The following is a 16,828-nucleotide window of genomic DNA, read 5'->3' on the forward strand; positions in this document are numbered from 1 at the left end:
AAGATGAGCAATCTTGCACAGTCCCCGCTTGCGACGAGCAGCCAATCAACCGGCAAACAATCATTCGTCATGGAGACCATCATGAAACCCCTGTCACTCGCCAGGCGCGGCGCGCGCTGGCTGATGGCGGCCGGTATCGCGGTCGCCATGCTGAGCCCGCTGCAAGGCTTCGCTGAAGACCTTGCTCCGGCCAAGGCCAAGCCTGCCGATGCAGGCACTGTCATTCCAGATCCCAAGCTCGATTTCGACAATCCTCGCATCGTCAACCCGGAGCCGGGCCGGATCGTGCCCTTCTTCACCAAGAAAGGCGGCCAGAGAGGCTGCGACTATGTCGTATACTCGCTGAGCTTTGGCTTGCGCGGCAATCCGCAGGGTTTTGCCGGCCCGGGCCTCGCGGCCATGCTGAAAAAGGTCAGGCTCGACTTCAGGGACCAACTCCCGCACGGCCTGCGGATTGTCGGCGTGCATGTGACCGGCGACGGCACCGACGCATCCGGCGGACCGCTGCCCGGCGCTGCGATCAGCAGCTCGGCTGGCCCGGACGATACGGCGACGGTGTCCGATTTCCGGATTTCCGCCAGCGACCTCGACGGCATCGGCGCTGCGAACGAGCGCGCCATCACCTTCCAGATCACCGCCAAGATCGACCATGCGGCGTTTCCGTCGCCGGCAATCGTCGATAACCAGGGGCTGATCAAGGTGAGCCGCGGCGACCGCGGTGCTGGCGTCGAAATTCCGTCGCAGGACCCGGGCAAGCCGGACGACGGCAACTATCTCACGGGTGCAAAGACGTCGATCAAGATCGACGTCACCGAGTGCAACCCACCGCCTCCACCTCCTGGCAATCGTGAATGCTTCAAGGTGGAGCGAGGCACGGTCGATTGCGTGCCCGGCGGCGGCGCCTTCATCTACCATATGCCGGTCGGCCCAGAGATGGCTGGCAAATGGGTGCAGCTTTCGACGACGACACCCGGCATCACAATCATTCCCGACACCCAATTGGTGCCGGCCGGCGGCGGTGTGCTCAACTGGAAGATCGTCGGTGCTTCACCCGGCGACGTTATCCACATCATCGTCACCGGTATCGAAACCTATGCCGGCCCGAAGGAGGGCTGGGGCCTGTGCTGCACGCAGACCGTCGACATCGTCATCCCGCGTGACCAGAGGTGCCCGCCGAAGGACAAGGAACCGGATCTGAAAGTCGAAAAGCGTGCCGACGTGCAACGTTGCACGATGGCGGGCGGCTGCGACTTCACCATCAGGGTCACCAATGTCGGCGATGCGCCCTACCACGGCAAGATCGTGCTCGACGAAGTCACCCTGCCGGCCGGCTCCACCCTCGATTCAGGGCCGAACCCGCCTTGGGTCTGCGCGCCTGGAATCACCCCGATGATTTGCACTCATCCGGTGACCACGCTCAATCCGGGCGCCTCAGTCGACCTCAAGCTTGGCTTCAAGCCGGCCGCAGGCTGGCAAGGCAGCGTTTTGCGCAACTGCGCCACCTACAATTACGGCGCCAGCGGCAAGCCGCTTTTCGGCAGCCAGCTAAACGACCGCGGCTGTGCGTCGATCCCGGTCTGCCGCCGTGGCGATCGTGACCGCGACTGCCGGCCACCGGTGGAGAAGAAGGTCGACCTGATCCTGAAGAAGCGCGCCCGCACCGAATTCTGTTCGGCCGATGGCGTCTGCACCTTCGTGATCGACATCATCAACAATGGCAGCGTCCCCTACAATGGGCCGCTGACGGTCGTCGATAGCTATCCGGGCGGCGCGCCGGCATCCTCGACCTTCGGCCCGACGCCGCCATGGACGTGCGGACCGAACGGTTCCGGCAAGTTCCGCTGCGACAATCCCGGCATCGCGCTTATGCCGGGCGCCTCGACGCCGATCTTCGTCAGGGCGGTGATGCCGGCCAACTTCCGGCCCGATAGTGTCGAGAACTGCGCCGAGGTGAAGGCCATTCCCGGTGAGAACGACATCACCAACAACAGGGCCTGCGCCAAGGAACGCATCCGTCATCCGAATGGCGGGCAGCCGGCCATGCGCATCACCAAGGTGTGCAATGGCTCGCTGGCCGGTGCTGCGGTCGTTTCCTGCCGCATTACCGTCATCAGCCTCGGCGCCACAGCCCCGACCGGTCCGGTGCGGGTCAACGATGCCGCGACGCTGATAGCCGGCGGAGCGCCGGTCCAGATCCAGAGCGTCACCCCAGACGGCGCGGAATGGGCTTGCGGACCGGTTCCGGCCAATGCGCTGTCGTGCCAGATTCCCGGCGCCGTTATGACGCCTGGAACCAGCCGCCATTTCGACGTGACGGTTGCTGCGAACGGCGAATTCGAGAACTGCGCACGCGGCTCCTACGGCCCGGCTCCGGGAGACGATATCGTCTATCCGATCGGCCAGGCCTGCGCCAAGGGCGGCGGTGCCTCGACCATCCGGGTCGAGAAGACCGGCGACGCCGAGTGCAAGCCCGGCCAGCCCTGCTCGTTCGAGATCACCATCACGAACGATGGGACGAGCGCCTTCTCCGGTCCGGTTCGCATCGGCGATGCGATCGGCGTCGAAGGCCTCGGCCGGCTGGAAGGCGTTGCGATCACCTCGATCGATCCGCCCTTCGGCTGCTCGCCGGAGCCGGCAACCTTGCCTCTGTCCTGCATCGCCCAACTGACGCTCGGCGCCGGGGAAAGCCATGTGCACAATGTGACCGTGATCATTCCCGACGATGGCCGTCTGACCAATCTGCAGGGCACTGTCAACGGCCAGAACTGCGTCGGCGTGCTGTCTCCGAACACGTCGGTGCAAGGCGGTGGCGACGTGTTGTCTCGTGGTGCCGCCAATGTGCAGGGCGATCGCGGCAAGGCCTATGCCTGCCATCCCTTCATCATCACGCATGAGGTGAAGAAGGAATGCTCGCAAGGCTTTGTCATGAACGACGCCGGCAACTGCGTCTGCCCGCCAGGCACGACCTTCCGTAACGGCCAATGCTCATCCGGCGGCGGCACGGTCATCGTGCCGAAGCCAAAACCTTGCGTTCTCCTCAAAGGCCAGATCCGTACCGAGGACGGACGCTGCGTCTGCCCGCGCGGGACCGAGCTGGAGAACGGCGCTTGCGTGGGCAACAAGCCGCAGCCCGAGCAATGCACCATTCGTGGTCAGATCCACAACGCCAACGGCGAGTGCGTCTGCCCGCGGGGCACGGAAGTCAGGGGTAATGTCTGCCGGCCAATCCAGCCAAAGCCCGAACAGTGCACCATTCGGGGCCAGATCCATAACGCCGCTGGCGATTGCATCTGCCCGAGGGGCACGGAAGTCAGGGGCAATGCCTGCCGGCCAATTCGGCCGCAGCCCAAGCAGTGCACGATCCGTGGTCAGATCCACGACGCCAACGGCGATTGCGTCTGCCCCCGGGGCACGGAACTGCAGGGCAATGCCTGCAGGCGCAAGAAGCCGGTTGTGGTGGAGTGCCCGATACCTGGCCAGATCCACAACAAGCGCGGCGCCTGCGTCTGTCCGCGTGGGACAGAGCTGCGCGACGGCGCCTGCCGCAAACCACGGCTGGAATGCGCACCGGGCGCGCGGCCGATCAATGGCCAGTGCCAGCCGATCATCAAGCGGCGCTGCCCTATCGGAACGGTCGGACGATATCCGGACTGCGTCCCGGTCCGCAGGAAATCGACGCTTGAGCCGAACCTGCTGCTGAATCCGAATGTTCCTCAGCAGGTCGTGCCAAGGCGCAAGCCGCAGCCGGAGCAATAGGATACGGCGCGGGAAATCCAGAACTTCAAACAGTGACCGTACTCGTCACCCAATACCCGCCGGAGCGATCCGGCGGGGTTTTTCTTCAGCGGGCAGATGAGAAGGCAGCGCAAACCTGAAGCCGCTGCATCGGCGGAAGGACAAACCGGCTTCCACTTTCCGGACTCATGGTCTAGGCAGTCGATACAGACAGAGGGTCCGCAAACCGGGGCGTACGGGAAGGCCGCATCATGAGCAAAAAAACCCTGATCGCGCCATCGGTGCTTGCTTCCGATTTCTCGAAGCTCGGCGACGAGGTCGAGGCGGTGACGGCCGCCGGCGCCGACTGGATCCACCTCGACGTCATGGACGGGCATTTCGTCCCGAACATCACGTTTGGGCCACCGGTGATCAAGGCGATCCGCAACCGCACCGAGGCGTTTTTCGACTGCCATCTGATGATCGCGCCGGCCGACCCCTATCTGGCCGCCTTCGCCGAGGCCGGCTGCGACGGCATCACGGTGCACGCCGAAGCCGGGCCACATCTCGACCGCTCGCTGCAGACGATCAAAAACCTTGGCAAGAAGGCCGGCGTGTCACTCAACCCGGCGACACCGGAAACGATGATCGAATACGTGCTCGACCGGCTTGATCTGGTCCTGATCATGACGGTCAATCCGGGGTTCGGCGGCCAGGCTTTCATTCCAGCGATCGTCGACAAGGTGAAGCGGGTGAAGGCGCTGATCGGCAACCGGCCGATCCGGATCGAGATCGACGGCGGCATTTCGCCTGAAACTGCGCCCCTTGTCACCGCGGCCGGCGCCAGCGTGCTGGTCGCCGGCGCGGCTATCTTCAAGGGCGGCAGCGTCGACGCCTACCGGGCAAACATCGAGGCAATCAGGGCAGCGGCGGACAAGGCGGCCGGCTGACCGCTGCCGTCCGGCCGGACCAGCCGCTCGGGGGGAAATATGAGCAACCATCTGTTCGATGCTTTCCGTGCCCGGATGCCCGCGCCCGAACGCCTTTTGATGGAGACAGAGGATGGGCGCTCGATCAGCTATGGCGAGACGCTGGCGCGCTCCGCTCAACTGGCGCATGCGCTGTCGCAGCTGGGCGTCGAAGCCGGCGACCGCGTCGCCGTTCAGGTCGAGAAGAGCCCGGAGGCCATTTTCCTTTATCTCGCCTGCCTGCGTGCCGGCGCGATCTTCCTGCCGCTCAATACCGCCTATACGCTGACCGAGCTCGACTATTTCTTCAGGGATGCCGAGCCGCGACTGGTCGTCTGCGACCCGGCGCGAGCGGGCGAGATCGGCGCTTTGGCGCAGACCTCGGGCGCTGCGGTCGCGACACTCGGCAGCAAGGGCGAGGGTTCGTTGACTGATCGAGCCTCTGAGGCGGCCGTGGACTTCCACGATGTGGCGCGCGGACCGGACGACCTTGCCGCGATCCTCTACACGTCCGGCACCACCGGCCGTTCGAAAGGCGCCATGCTCAGCCACGAAAACCTCGCCTCGAATGCGCGGGTGCTGGTCGACCTCTGGCGCTTCACTGCCGCAGACGTGCTGATTCACGCGCTGCCGGTTTTCCACACGCATGGCCTTTTCGTCGCCACCAATGTCGTCCTGATGGCCGGCGCCTCGATGCTGTTCGAAACCAAATTCGACCCGACCCGCATCGTCTCGCTACTGCCGCGCGCCACCGCGCTGATGGGCGTGCCGACCTTCTACGTCCGCCTGCTGCAGCAGGACGGTTTGAACCGGCAAGCGGCGAAAAACATCCGGGTGTTCATTTCCGGCTCGGCACCGCTTTTGGCCGAGACGCACAGAGCGTGGCGCGAGCGCACCGGCCACGCCATCCTCGAGCGCTACGGCATGACCGAGACCAACATGAACACGTCGAACCCGTACGAGGGCGAGCGGCGTGCCGGCACGGTCGGCTTCCCTTTGCCCGGCGTCTGCCTGCGCATCTCCGATCCCGATGGCGGCGAAACACTTGCCCGGGGCGAGGTCGGCATGATCGAGGTCAAGGGCCCGAACGTCTTTTGCGGCTACTGGCGCATGCCGGAAAAGACCAGGGCGGAATTCCGCGACGACGGCTACTTCATCACCGGCGATCTCGGGCTGATCGATGCCGACGGCTATGTCCACATCGTCGGCCGCGGCAAGGACCTGATCATTTCCGGCGGCTACAATATCTACCCGAAGGAAGTGGAGAGCGAGATCGACGCTCTTGCCGGTGTTGCCGAAAGCGCTGTCATCGGCGTTGTCCATCCGGATTTCGGCGAGGGTGTCACGGCGATCGTGGTGAGGGCGCCGGGCTCGACGATCAGCGCCGCCGCGATCATCGAGGCCATCGCTGGGCACCTCGCCAGGTACAAGCATCCGAAACAGGTGATCTTCGTCGACGAACTGCCGCGCAACACGATGGGCAAGGTGCAGAAGAACCTGCTGCGCGAAGCCTACAAAGACCTCTATACGTCCAAAGCCGGCTAACCCTAACAAGCAGGGCTGGCTGCAAAAACCCTGGCGCCGTCGATCCAGACGCTTTTCATGTCCAGATCGTCCGACAACGAAACGATGTTGGCGGCGGTTCCCCTGGCGAAGCGCCCGAGCCGGTGCGACTGGCCGATCGCCTGCGCCGGATAGAGCGAGGCCATGCGCAAGGCTTCGTCGAGGTCGAGACCGACCACGCGATGCACGAAGCGCACCGCGGAAATCATGTCGAGATCCGCGCCCGCCAGCGTGCCGTCGGCAAGTGTCAGCCTGCCATCCTTGCGGTGGATGGTGCGACCGTTCAGCGTGAACGAGGTCATGTCGGTGCCGATCGTCGCCATGGCGTCGGTGACGAGCAGGATCTTGCCCGGCCCCTGCTTGGCGCGCAAGGCGATGGCCATGGTGGCCGGATCGACATGGATACCGTCGGCGATGATGCCGGCATAGAATGTGCCGGTATCGATTGCCGCGCCCGCCAGCCCCGGCTCGCGATTGCCGATCTGGCTCATCGCGTTGAAAAGATGGGTGACCACCGTTGCGCCGGCCTCGGAAAAGGTGCGGGCCGTGGCATAGTCGGTATCGGAATGGCCGATGCTGACGATGACGCCGGCATTGCTGAGCGCCGATACCTGGTCGGGCTCGACGGATTCGGGCGCCACCGTAGTCAGCAGCACCGGCAGGTTTTTCCGCGTCGCGATCAGCATCGCCTGGTCGGGATCTAGCATCGGCCGGATCAAGGCCGGGTCATGTGCGCCCTTGCGGGCGATCGACAGATGCGGGCCTTCGAGATGCAGGCCTAGGAAGCCCGGCACCTTCCGTTGTGCGGCCTCTGCTCCGGCGGCAACCGCCGCGGCGGTGATCTCGGACGTGTCGGTGATCAGCGTCGGCAATAGCGCCGTCGTGCCGAAGGGCGCGTGCGCCCGGCAGATGGTCTCGATCGAGGGGACGTCGGGATGGTCGTTGAGCATGACGCCGCCACCGCCATTGACCTGCAAATCCACGAAACCCGGAACCAGCATACCGCCGCCGGTCTCGATAGGCGCAACACCGGATGGGACGGCGCCGGCGGCAACGATGGCCTCGACGAGGCCGTCGCGCACGACAAGCGCCGCATTGTCGTGCCAGTCATCGCCATCGAATATCCGGGCGCCGGTCAGCGCAAAGCGATCGCTCATAGCGTTTCCGTCACCTTGCGCAGATTGGGCGGCGTGTCTGGGTCGAGGCCGCGATGGCGGGCAAAAGCCTCGACGAAACCATAGAACGACACGATCAGTGTCAGCGGGTCGGTCAGCGGATGACCGGTGGCGACATGCGGCAGAGGCTGCGCCTTCTTTGCCTTGTCCGAAGTCACAAAGACAGCGGCGCCCTTGCCGGCCAGGCTGTCGGCGGCCTCGGCGACGGATGGTTCGGACGCATCGCGGGCAGCCAGCGCCAGCACTGGGAAGCCGGGACCGACTAGCGCCAGCGGGCCGTGCATGACTTCGGCGGCACTATAGGCTTCCGCATGCATGGCGCAGGTTTCCTTGAATTTCAGCGCCGCCTCGTTGGCGATCGCCGCCGACGGGCCCCGGCCAAGGATGAACAGCGAGTTCGGCGTCTCGAGTGCCCCGGCCAGCGCCATCCAGTCGCAAGCGATCGCCTTCCGAAAATGCTCCGGCAAGCGGGCAAGTGCTGCCAGAAGTTTGTCGTCGCCGGTGCAATGCGCCATCAGAGCGAGCCCTGCGACCGCCGAATTGACGAAGGTCTTCGTCGCTGCGACGCTGCGCTCCGGTCCGGCAAGGATGTCGATCGCGTAGTCCGAAGCCCGCGCGAGCGGCGAATCGGCGGTGTTGGTGATGGCGACGGTCAGCGAACCGCCGGCCCGCGCCGCTCGCGCCATCGCAACGATGTCCGGGCTCTTGCCCGACTGCGAGATCGCCAGGCAGGCCGAGCCGCCCAGCTTCAGCTTGGCGCCATAGATCGAGGCGATCGACGGGCCGACCGATGCGACCGCCAGCCCGGCGGTCAGCTCCACGGCATATTTCATGAAGGTCGCGGCATGGTCGGACGAGCCGCGCGCCACTGTGACGATGAAATTCGGATCGCGCTCGCGAATGCCGCGCCCGGCTTCCGTCAGCACCGCGGCCGAGCCGTCGAGCAGGCGGGCGGTGGCCTCGGGGATCTCCTCGATCTCGCGCCGCATATGGGTCATTGTTGCGGTCATGGCCTGCCCTCTTCGCCCGGCCCGCTCAGCCGGAGTTCGGCGACAAAATCATAAGCGTCGCCCCTGTAGATGGAGCGGGTGAACTCGATCACCTTGCCGCTCGCCAGATAGGAGATACGCTCGATGTGCAGGCCGGCAATGCCCGGCGGCACTTCCAGCAGATGCGCGTCGCCATCGCCGAGATTGGTGGCGGAAATGCGCTGCACCGCCCGCACCGGCCTGTTGCCGGTCTTTTCCAGCGCCGCGTAGAGCGACGAACCGATCGCCGCCGGATCGGGCAGCACGCTTGTCGATAGTGAGGCGCGCTCGATCGCCAGCGGCGTGTCGTTGGCAATGCGCAGGCGCGCGACGCGCGCCACCAATTCGTTCGACGCCAGGCCGAGCACCATCATCTCGTCGGGCGATGGCGGATAGAGGCCGCGGTCGAGCCAGGCCGAACGCACCGCCATGCCGCGCCGTGCCATGTCCTCGGTAAACGAGGTCAGCATCGACAGGGACTGCTCGACGCGCTCCATGCGCGGCGCAACGAAGGTGCCGGAACCATGACGCTGGACGAGGATGCCGCCCTTGACCAGGTCCTGCACCGCCTTGCGCACGGTGACGCGCGAAATATCGGCCTTGCTGGCGATGTCGCGCTCGGAAGGCAGCGCATCGCCCGGTCCGATCAGCCCGCGTTTGACGGCGTCCTCGATGCTTTTCCTCAGCTGCAGATAGAGTGGCGCGCCACTCTGCGACGATTGTCTCAGCGCCGCGAAAATCTGGTCGGCGGCGTCGCTCATCGCGCCGCCTCCGCCGCCTTCGTAAAAATCCGAACCGCCATCTGAACCGCGCCGCCCAGCGCGTCGTCGAGCGGCGGCTTCAGCAGCGCCCGGTAGCGCGCCGACAGGCGCGGCGCGTAAAGCGGCGCCAGGCCGCCGAGCAGGCAAAGCGGATCGTCGCCACCAAGGTCGAGCACGCCAAGTGCTGCCTCGACATCGGCCACCGCCTTGTCGAGGATCCAGATAGCGACGACGTCGCCTTTTTCGGCATGTTCGAACACCTTGGGTGCGAAGCCGCCGAAATCGCCGGGCTTGGCATTGGTGGTGAATTCGACCACATCCTCGGGATTGTTGCGGAAGATGGCGAGCATGGCCTGCGTCAGTGGCGATCCTTCGCGGATGCCGTCATAGGCGAGCAGCGTCTGCTCGAGCAGGTCGCGGCCGATGCGGGCGCCGCTGCCCTGGTCGCCGACCTGGAACCCCCAGCCGCCGATGGCACGCGATCGGCCGTTCTTGCGCGCCATATAGGCGGTGCCGGTGCCGAGTATGGCCATGGCGCCGTCACCAGAGCCGACCGCGCCTTCCAGCGCGATCTCGGCGTCGGTCTCGACACGGCTGATGCGGAACGGCAAGATCGCTTCGAGCTGCTGCCTGTAGGTGCCGACATTGGCGCCGGCTAGGCCGAGAATGGCCGGAGTTTGCGGGATCAGTCCGGGATCTCTGCCCGCGGCGACAAAGGCCTGCTGCGCCGCGTCGACGATGTTGGCCCTGGCGCCGGTGAGATCGGTTCGGATGTTGGCGGCGCCGCTTTTGGCGCGGCCGAGGACGCTGCCATCGGCCGTCGCAAGGGCCGCCCTGCAGCTGGTGCCGCCGCCATCGATGCCGAGCACGAATTTCACGCGATTTCTCCTCCAGACGGATAATACCAATAAAATACCAATAGCCAAGGATTAATTTCCGTTTCAAAAAAGTTAAGGCGTAGTTTGTTGGAAAATCAGCTGATTTCGTCCGCAAGCCTGCGCCACCGCAAGGATTTGATTAATGCGTGTGGACAAGTGGTATTTTTTTGGTATGGTTTTCTCGATTGGAGGAAAGCGGATGGCCGAAACGCGCACCGAAGCGCTTCACCACAATGCCGAGGGACTGGATATCCAGGCCCCGGAAGCCGTCCTTTCCTCTTTGGCCAACGCGCAGATCGAGGCCGCCAAGGCCGTTCACGGCGCCATTCCTGCCATTGCCGCGGCAGCCGAAATCATCGCAAGCAGACTGAAAAGCGGCGGCAAGCTCGCCTATGCGGCCGCCGGCAGCTCGGGCCTGATGGCATTGGCCGATGCACTGGAGCTGCCGGGCACTTTCGGCATCCAGCGCGACCGTATCGCCATCCTGATCGCTGGCGGCGACGAAGCTTTCAAGACACTGGCCGGCGGGCCGGAGGATGACACTGACGAAGCTTCGGCAGCGGTCGCCGCCGCCGGCGTTGGCAAGGGCGACTGCCTGATCGCCGTCTCGGCCAGCGGCTCGACGCCTTATGCTGTCAGGGCGATCGAGGATGCCAGGCGCCGCGGCGCGGCGACCATTGCTGTCGCCAACAACGGGGATGCGCTGCTGCTGCGGCTGGCCGACATCGCCATCCTGCTCGAAACGCCGCCCGAGCTGATTGCCGGCTCGACGCGCATGGGCGCCGGCACCGCCCAGAAGATCGCACTCAACATGCTGTCGACGCTGGCAGCCATCCATCTCGGCCATGTCCATGATGGCTACATGGTCAACCTCACGGCCGACAACATCAAGCTGCGCGACCGCGCCGCACGCATCGTTGCCGCCGTCAGCGGGCGCGACAAGGACGAGGCGGCGCGCCTGCTCGATAAGAGCGGCGGCGTCGTCAAGACCGCTATTCTGCTCGCCGCCGGCGCCGCCAGCGCCGATGCGGCCGAGAAGATACTGGAAGGGACCGGCCACAAGCTGCGGCCAGCCCTTTCCGCGATCGAGGGGAGCAAGGGGCGCAATGCCTCCGTTCTCATCAAAACCGAACCTGAAAAAGGTCAACAGGGAGACTGAGCATGACAACGAAGCTACTGACGGCACTTCTTCTCGGCACCAGCATTCTCGGCACCGCCGGGGTGGCTTATGCCGACGACGTAACGCTCAACATCGAAAGCTGGCGCGGCGACGACCTTGCCATCTGGAAGGACAAGCTGATCCCGGCTTTCGAGGCCAAGAACCCCGGCATCAAGGTGGTGTTCGCACCGTCGGCGCCGACCGAATATGACGCCGCCCTCGGCGCCAAGCTCGCCGCCGGCTCGGCCGGCGACCTGATCACCTGCCGCCCGTTCGACAAATCGCTGGAACTCTTCAAGAAGGGCAATCTCGCCGATATCTCGACGCTGCCCGGCATGGAGAACTTCTCCGATGTTGCCAAGGCCGCCTGGCAGACCGACGACGGCAAGTCGAGCTTCTGCGTGCCGATGGCCTCGGTCATCCATGGCTTCATCTACAACAAGGACGCCTTCGACAAGCTCGGCATCAAGGTGCCGACGACCAATGAGGAGTTCTACGCTGCGCTCGACAAGATCAAGGCCGACGGCACCTACATCCCGATGGCGATGGGCACCAAGGATCTCTGGGAAGCCGCGACCATGGGCTACCAGAACATCGGCCCGAATTACTGGAAGGGCGAGGAAGGCCGCCTGGCGCTGATCAAGGGCGAGCAGAAGCTGACCGATCCGCAGTGGGTCGAGCCCTACAAGGAACTGGCCAAGTGGAAGGACTATCTCGGCGACGGCTTCGAGGCGCAGACCTATCCGGACAGCCAGAACCTGTTCACGCTCGGCCGCGCCGCCATCTACCCGGCCGGCTCGTGGGAAATTGGCCTGTTCAACACGCAGGCGCAATTCAAGATGGGCGCCTTCCCGCCGCCGGTGCAGAAGGCCGGCGACACCTGCTACATCTCCGACCACACCGATATCGGCATGGGCCTCAATGCGGCCTCGAAGAACGCGGATGCGGCCAAGACCTTCCTGTCCTGGGTGGCCTCGCCGGATTTCGCTACCATCTACGCCAACGCGCTGCCCGGCTTCTTCAGCCTGAACAACACGCCGGTGAAGATGGAAGACCCGCTGGCCCAGGAATTCGTCTCTTGGCGCGGCAAGTGCAAGTCGACGATCCGCTCGACCTACCAGATCCTGTCGCGCGGCACGCCGAACCTCGAAAACGAGACGTGGGTTGAATCGGCCAACGTCATCAACGGCACCGACACGCCGGAAGCTGCCGCCAAGAAGCTGCAGGACGGCCTCGACAGCTGGTACAAGCCGGCGAAGTAAGGCGCGGCGAAGCGATATCTCCCCCCTCGAAGGGGAGATGTCGCCAAAGGCGACAGAGGAGGTCGGTCGAGGCAGGCGGCAGCTTGATCGTTGCTGGAAAGCGCGGTCGAACGACGATGGCGCGCTGCCTCGGCCGACCCCACCCGCCTCGCTTCGCGAGGCACCCTCCCCTCGAGGGGGAGGGAGGCGCCGTGGCTTTTGACGGCAATAGCAAGACCTGATCGGCGGGGACCGAACGCATGGCCGCAGCACCGAAAAGACCGTTCCGCTGGCATATCGGCGTTTTCCTGGCACCGGCGTTGCTGGTCTACACGGCGATCATGATCTTGCCGCTGGCCGGCACGCTGCAGCTGTCGCTGTTCCGCAACATCAACCAGTCGCAGGTGTTCGTCGGACTGGAAAATTTCCGCATGCTGTTCGGTGATCCCAACTGGTCGGTCAATTTCTGGAACGCGCTGCGGAACAATGTCTGGTTCTTCATCATCCACATGCTGGTGCAGAACCCGATCGGCGTCCTTTTGGCAGCACTTCTGTCCAGCCCCCGATTGCGGTTTTCCGCCTTCTACCGCACGGCAATCTTCGTGCCGACGATCCTGTCCTTCGTCATCGTCGGCTTCGCCTGGAAGCTGATACTGTCGCCGCTATGGGGCGTGGCGCCGCATATGATGGACCTTGTCGGCCTGAAAAGCCTGTTCACGCCCTGGCTCGGCAAGGCGCAATATGCACTGACCGCGCTCAGCCTGATCTCAGTGTGGCAGTTCGTCGGCATCCCGATGACGCTGATCTATGCGGCACTGCTGTCCATCCCCGAAGAGGTGATCGAGGCCGCCGAATGCGACGGCATCACCGGCATGGCGCAATTCTGGAAGATCAAGCTGCCGCTCATCCTGCCGTCGATCGGCATTATCTCGATCCTGACCTTTGTCGGCAATTTCAACGCTTTCGACCTGATCTACACGGCGCAAGGCGCCTTGGCCGGGCCGAACTATTCGACCGATATCCTCGGCACCTTCCTCTACCGCGCCTTCTTCGGTTTCCAGCTGCAGGTCGGCGACCCCAATATGGGCGCGGCGATCGCCACGATGATGTTCCTGATCATCCTCGGCGGCGTCTGCGTCTACCTATTCCTCGTGCAGACGCGCTTGCGTCGCTACCAGTTTTAGGGGAGCGTGACCATGAGCACCGCAACCCGTTCGCTGCCCCGCACCATCGGCGCGCATGCGATCCTTCTGACCTACACCGCGATCGCGCTGTTTCCGGTGATCCTCGTGATCATGAATTCGTTCAAATCACGTGCCGGTATCTTCGGCGCGCCGCTGACGCCGCCGACGCCAGGGACCTTCGACTTGATCGGCTACACCACGGTGATCGGCCAGGGCGACTTCATCCACTATTTCCAGAATAGCCTTGTCGTCACCGTCGCCTCGCTGTTCTTCGTGCTTCTGTTCGGCGCCATGGCGGCTTTCGCGCTGTCGGAATACCGCTTCCGCGGCAATTCGCTGATGGGGCTTTACCTGGCGCTCGGCATCATGATCCCGATCCGCCTCGGCACCGTCGCCATCCTGCAGCTGATGGTGGCGAGCGGGCTGGTCAACACGCTGACGGCGCTGATCCTGGTCTACACGGCGCAAGGCCTGCCGCTCGCCGTCTTCATCCTGTCGGAATTCATGAAGCAAGTCTCCGACGATCTGAAGAATGCCGGCAGGATCGACGGCCTGTCCGAATACACCATCTTCTTCCGGCTGGTGCTGCCGCTTGTGCGGCCATCGATGGCGACGGTCGCGGTCTTCACCATGATCCCGATCTGGAACGACCTGTGGTTCCCGCTGATCCTGGCGCCGTCGGAGGAGACCAAGACGGTGACGCTCGGCGCGCAGCTGTTCCTCGGCCAGTTTGTCACCAACTGGAACGCCATTCTGGCCGCACTGTCGCTGGCGATCATGCCGGTGCTGATCCTCTACGTCATCTTCTCGCGGCAGCTGATCCGCGGCATCACTTCGGGAGCGGTCAAGTGAGTTCGCAAACACCCCTTCGCGTCGTCGTCGCCGGGCTCGGCAATATGGGGCGCAGCCATGCGCTGGCCTATCACACCAACCCGGGCTTCCAGATTACCGCACTGGTCAACCGCTCGGATGTGCCGCTGCCGGAAGGGCTTTCGAGCTATGGCATCCGGCGTTCATTCGACGAGGCGCTGCGTGACGAACGGCCTGACGTCGCCTGCATCGCCACCTATTCCGACAGCCATGCCGATTATGCGGTCAAGGCATTCGAGGCTGGCTGCCACGTCTTTGTCGAAAAGCCGCTGGCAACGACGGTCGCGGACGCAGAACGCGTCGTAGCCGCGGCCAAGGCCAACGGCAAGAAACTGGTGATCGGCTACATCCTGCGCCACCACCCGTCCTGGATCAGGCTGATCGCCGAGGCGCGGAAGCTCGGCGGCCCTTACGTATTCCGCATGAATCTCAACCAGCAATCCTCCGGACACAGCTGGGAGACGCACAAGCAGCTGATGCAAACGACGTCGCCGATCGTCGACTGCGGCGTGCATTATCTCGACGTGATGCTGCAGATCACCGACGCCAGGCCGGTCGAGGTGCGCGGTATGGGGCTGCGGCTGAGCGACGAGATTGCGCCCACGATGTACAATTACGGCCACCTGCAGGTGCTGTTCGACGACGGTTCGGTCGGCTGGTACGAGGCCGGCTGGGGGCCGATGATTTCGGAGACGGCTTTCTTCGTCAAAGACGTGATCTCGCCCAACGGCTGCGTGTCGATCGTCATGAAGGAGGGCGTCAGGTCCGACGACATCGACACCCACACCAAGACCTCGACCATCCGCCTGCACAGTGCTGCAACCGGCGCGGATGGCAAGTTCGCCAAGCCGGACGAGATGCTGTCGATGGAAGGCGAGCCCGGCCATCAGGACCTCTGCGACCTCGAACAGGCGTTTGTGCTGAAGGCGATCCGCGAGGATCTCGATCTTGGCCGCCACATGGAGGACGCGGTGAAGTCGCTCGCCGTCTGCCTTGCCGCCGACGAGAGCGTGCGCAGCGGCCTCGCCGTGAAACTCTAGAACAGGGACTAAGCCGTGGGCTCGCTGAACATCGAGAACGTGAAAAAGGCCTTTGGGCCGGTCGAGGTGCTGAAGGGCATCAACCTCGAGGTGACGGATGGCGAGTTCGTCGTCTTCGTCGGCCCCTCCGGCTGCGGAAAGTCGACGCTGCTCAGGGTCATTGCCGGGCTGGAGGACTCGACCTCGGGCCGCGTGGTGATCGACGGGGCGGACGTTTCCGCAACGCCGCCGGCCAAGCGCGGCATCGCCATGGTGTTCCAGACCTACGCGCTCTACCCGCATCTGACGGTGAAGAACAATATGGGCCTCGGCCTCAAGCAGGCGGGCACGCCGGCGGCCGAGATCGACCGCCGCATCGGCATCGCCTCGTCGATGCTGTCGCTGGAGCCCTACCTCGAAAGGCGCCCGGCCGAATTGTCCGGCGGCCAGCGTCAACGCGTCGCCATCGGCCGCGCCGTGGTGCGCGAACCCAAGCTTTTTCTGTTCGACGAGCCGCTGTCCAACCTCGATGCCGCACTGCGCGTCAACACCAGGCTGGAGATCGCGCAGCTGCACCGCCGGCTGAAGGCGACGATGATCTATGTCACCCACGACCAGGTCGAGGCGATGACGCTGGCCGACAAGATTGTGGTCCTCAACGCGGGAAAGATCGAGCAGATCGGCGGCCCGATGGAGCTCTACAATTCGCCGGCTAACGAATTCGTCGCCGGCTTCATCGGCTCACCGAAGATGAATTTCGTCGACGGCGCCAGGCTTGGCGAAACGGCAAAGACCATCGGCGTCCGGCCCGAACATTTGACCGTCGATCCCAAATCCGGCGCCTGGAAAGGCACGGTCGTGCATGCCGAACATCTTGGCGCCGACACCAACCTCTATCTCGACTGCGAGAAGGCCGGCTTGATCACCGTGCGCATTTTTGGCGTCTACAATGCCGAACCCGGCACCACGCTCTATGCGACGCCGGATCCGGTAAAGACCTATCGGTTTGGAGCGGATGGCAAGGTGATGAAGTAGCGCCCCTCTTCCTTCTCCCCTTGCGGGAGAAGGTGGCCGAGCGAAGCTCGGTCAGATGAGAGGTGCTAGACGGAATGAGGCGTTGGAGTTCCTTCCAACACCCCTCAACCGTCTCGGCGCTGCGCGCCGATCCACCTTCTCCCACAAGGGGCCTGTTGCGTAATTCGCTGATTGTGATTCTCTGAGGTGGACGGTCTGAGGGAATCGCGATGGCAGTGAAGCAGACGGGCCAG

13 protein-coding genes are annotated in these 16,828 nt (G+C 64.2%); 9 read left to right on the forward strand and 4 right to left on the reverse strand.

Annotation, left to right across the window (positions count from 1 at the left end):
- The first annotated feature begins 3 nt into the window (after positions 1-3).
- From NKH29_RS10605 to NKH29_RS10615, 3 genes are all read left to right on the forward strand, one after another.
- Positions 4-3,756 carry a DUF7929 domain-containing protein gene (locus NKH29_RS10605; RefSeq protein WP_352999540.1) on the forward strand — a complete coding sequence of 1,251 codons (3,753 nt, stop codon included), beginning with the start codon at positions 4-6 and terminating at the stop codon, positions 3,754-3,756.
- Positions 3,757-3,986: 230 nt separating this feature from the next.
- Entirely contained in the window at positions 3,987-4,664 is a 678-nt protein-coding gene (rpe, locus tag NKH29_RS10610) for a ribulose-phosphate 3-epimerase (protein WP_023718915.1), read from the forward strand.
- Positions 4,665-4,703: 39 nt separating this feature from the next.
- Positions 4,704-6,227 (forward strand): malonate--CoA ligase, encoded by a 1,524-nt coding sequence (locus tag NKH29_RS10615; RefSeq protein ID WP_352549622.1) that lies wholly within the window; start codon positions 4,704-4,706, stop codon positions 6,225-6,227.
- 2 nt (positions 6,228-6,229) lie between these two features.
- On the opposite strand, the gene nagA is transcribed toward NKH29_RS10615, so the two are convergent.
- Genes nagA through NKH29_RS10635 form a run of 4 tightly spaced genes read right to left on the reverse strand, consistent with a single transcriptional unit; the run spans position 6,230 to position 10,087 of the window.
- On the reverse strand, positions 6,230-7,402 hold the full coding sequence (gene nagA / locus NKH29_RS10620; RefSeq protein ID WP_023718916.1) for an N-acetylglucosamine-6-phosphate deacetylase: 1,173 nt from the start codon (positions 7,400-7,402) through the stop codon (positions 6,230-6,232).
- A complete protein-coding gene (locus NKH29_RS10625) occupies positions 7,399-8,430 on the reverse strand; it encodes an SIS domain-containing protein (RefSeq protein ID WP_352495468.1) in 1,032 nt (343 codons plus the stop codon). Before NKH29_RS10625 ends, nagA begins: the two co-directional genes overlap by 4 nt.
- On the reverse strand, positions 8,427-9,209 hold the full coding sequence (locus NKH29_RS10630; RefSeq protein ID WP_023718918.1) for a GntR family transcriptional regulator: 783 nt from the start codon (positions 9,207-9,209) through the stop codon (positions 8,427-8,429). Before NKH29_RS10630 ends, NKH29_RS10625 begins: the two co-directional genes overlap by 4 nt.
- A complete protein-coding gene (locus tag NKH29_RS10635) occupies positions 9,206-10,087 on the reverse strand; it encodes a glucosamine kinase nucleotide-binding domain-containing protein (RefSeq protein WP_023718919.1) in 882 nt (293 codons plus the stop codon). The genes NKH29_RS10630 and NKH29_RS10635 overlap by 4 nt, the downstream gene beginning before the upstream one ends.
- 199 nt (positions 10,088-10,286) lie before the next feature.
- Between NKH29_RS10635 and NKH29_RS10640 the strand changes: the two genes are divergently transcribed.
- The 6 genes from NKH29_RS10640 (at position 10,287) to NKH29_RS10665 (ending at position 16,595) form a co-directional block, all read left to right on the forward strand.
- The gene (locus tag NKH29_RS10640) at positions 10,287-11,246 is read left to right on the forward strand and encodes an N-acetylmuramic acid 6-phosphate etherase (protein ID WP_023718920.1); all 960 of its coding nucleotides are present in this window, start codon (positions 10,287-10,289) and stop codon (positions 11,244-11,246) included.
- 2 nt (positions 11,247-11,248) lie between these two features.
- Complete coding sequence (locus tag NKH29_RS10645; protein WP_023718921.1) at positions 11,249-12,508, forward strand: ABC transporter substrate-binding protein; 1,260 nt, start codon at positions 11,249-11,251, stop codon at positions 12,506-12,508.
- Between the two features lie 239 nt (positions 12,509-12,747).
- Positions 12,748-13,671, forward strand: a complete 924-nt coding sequence (locus tag NKH29_RS10650) for a carbohydrate ABC transporter permease (RefSeq protein ID WP_352999541.1) — start codon at positions 12,748-12,750, stop codon at positions 13,669-13,671.
- A 12-nt stretch (positions 13,672-13,683) separates the two neighbouring features.
- Positions 13,684-14,523, forward strand: coding sequence for a carbohydrate ABC transporter permease (locus tag NKH29_RS10655; protein WP_023718923.1), 840 nt, complete (start codon positions 13,684-13,686; stop codon positions 14,521-14,523).
- Positions 14,520-15,581: a Gfo/Idh/MocA family protein gene (locus NKH29_RS10660; protein ID WP_352481412.1), complete on the forward strand. Its 1,062-nt coding sequence runs from the start codon at positions 14,520-14,522 to the stop codon at positions 15,579-15,581. The genes NKH29_RS10655 and NKH29_RS10660 overlap by 4 nt, the downstream gene beginning before the upstream one ends.
- A gap of 15 nt (positions 15,582-15,596) precedes the next feature.
- Positions 15,597-16,595 (forward strand): ABC transporter ATP-binding protein, encoded by a 999-nt coding sequence (locus NKH29_RS10665; RefSeq protein ID WP_352481413.1) that lies wholly within the window; start codon positions 15,597-15,599, stop codon positions 16,593-16,595.
- Positions 16,596-16,828 lie beyond the last annotated feature (233 nt).

It is taken from the genome of Mesorhizobium sp. M1295 (assembly GCF_040318135.1).
Taxonomy (GTDB): Bacteria; Pseudomonadota; Alphaproteobacteria; order Rhizobiales; family Rhizobiaceae; genus Mesorhizobium.

Excerpts from the sequence above, each read along its gene's own strand:
- rpe (WP_023718915.1), top strand. The coding sequence starts at position 3,987 with ATGAGCAAAAAAACCCTGATCGCGCCATCGGTGCTTGCTTCCGATTTC.
- NKH29_RS10645 (WP_023718921.1), top strand. The coding sequence starts at position 11,249 with ATGACAACGAAGCTACTGACGGCACTTCTTCTCGGCACCAGCATTCTC.
- nagA (WP_023718916.1), bottom strand. The coding sequence starts at position 7,402 with ATGAGCGATCGCTTTGCGCTGACCGGCGCCCGGATATTCGATGGCGAT.
- NKH29_RS10625 (WP_352495468.1), bottom strand. The coding sequence starts at position 8,430 with ATGACCGCAACAATGACCCATATGCGGCGCGAGATCGAGGAGATCCCC.
- NKH29_RS10655 (WP_023718923.1), top strand. The coding sequence starts at position 13,684 with ATGAGCACCGCAACCCGTTCGCTGCCCCGCACCATCGGCGCGCATGCG.
- NKH29_RS10605 (WP_352999540.1), top strand. The coding sequence starts at position 4 with ATGAGCAATCTTGCACAGTCCCCGCTTGCGACGAGCAGCCAATCAACC.
- NKH29_RS10615 (WP_352549622.1), top strand. The coding sequence starts at position 4,704 with ATGAGCAACCATCTGTTCGATGCTTTCCGTGCCCGGATGCCCGCGCCC.
- NKH29_RS10630 (WP_023718918.1), bottom strand. The coding sequence starts at position 9,209 with ATGAGCGACGCCGCCGACCAGATTTTCGCGGCGCTGAGACAATCGTCG.
- NKH29_RS10640 (WP_023718920.1), top strand. The coding sequence starts at position 10,287 with ATGGCCGAAACGCGCACCGAAGCGCTTCACCACAATGCCGAGGGACTG.
- NKH29_RS10650 (WP_352999541.1), top strand. The coding sequence starts at position 12,748 with ATGGCCGCAGCACCGAAAAGACCGTTCCGCTGGCATATCGGCGTTTTC.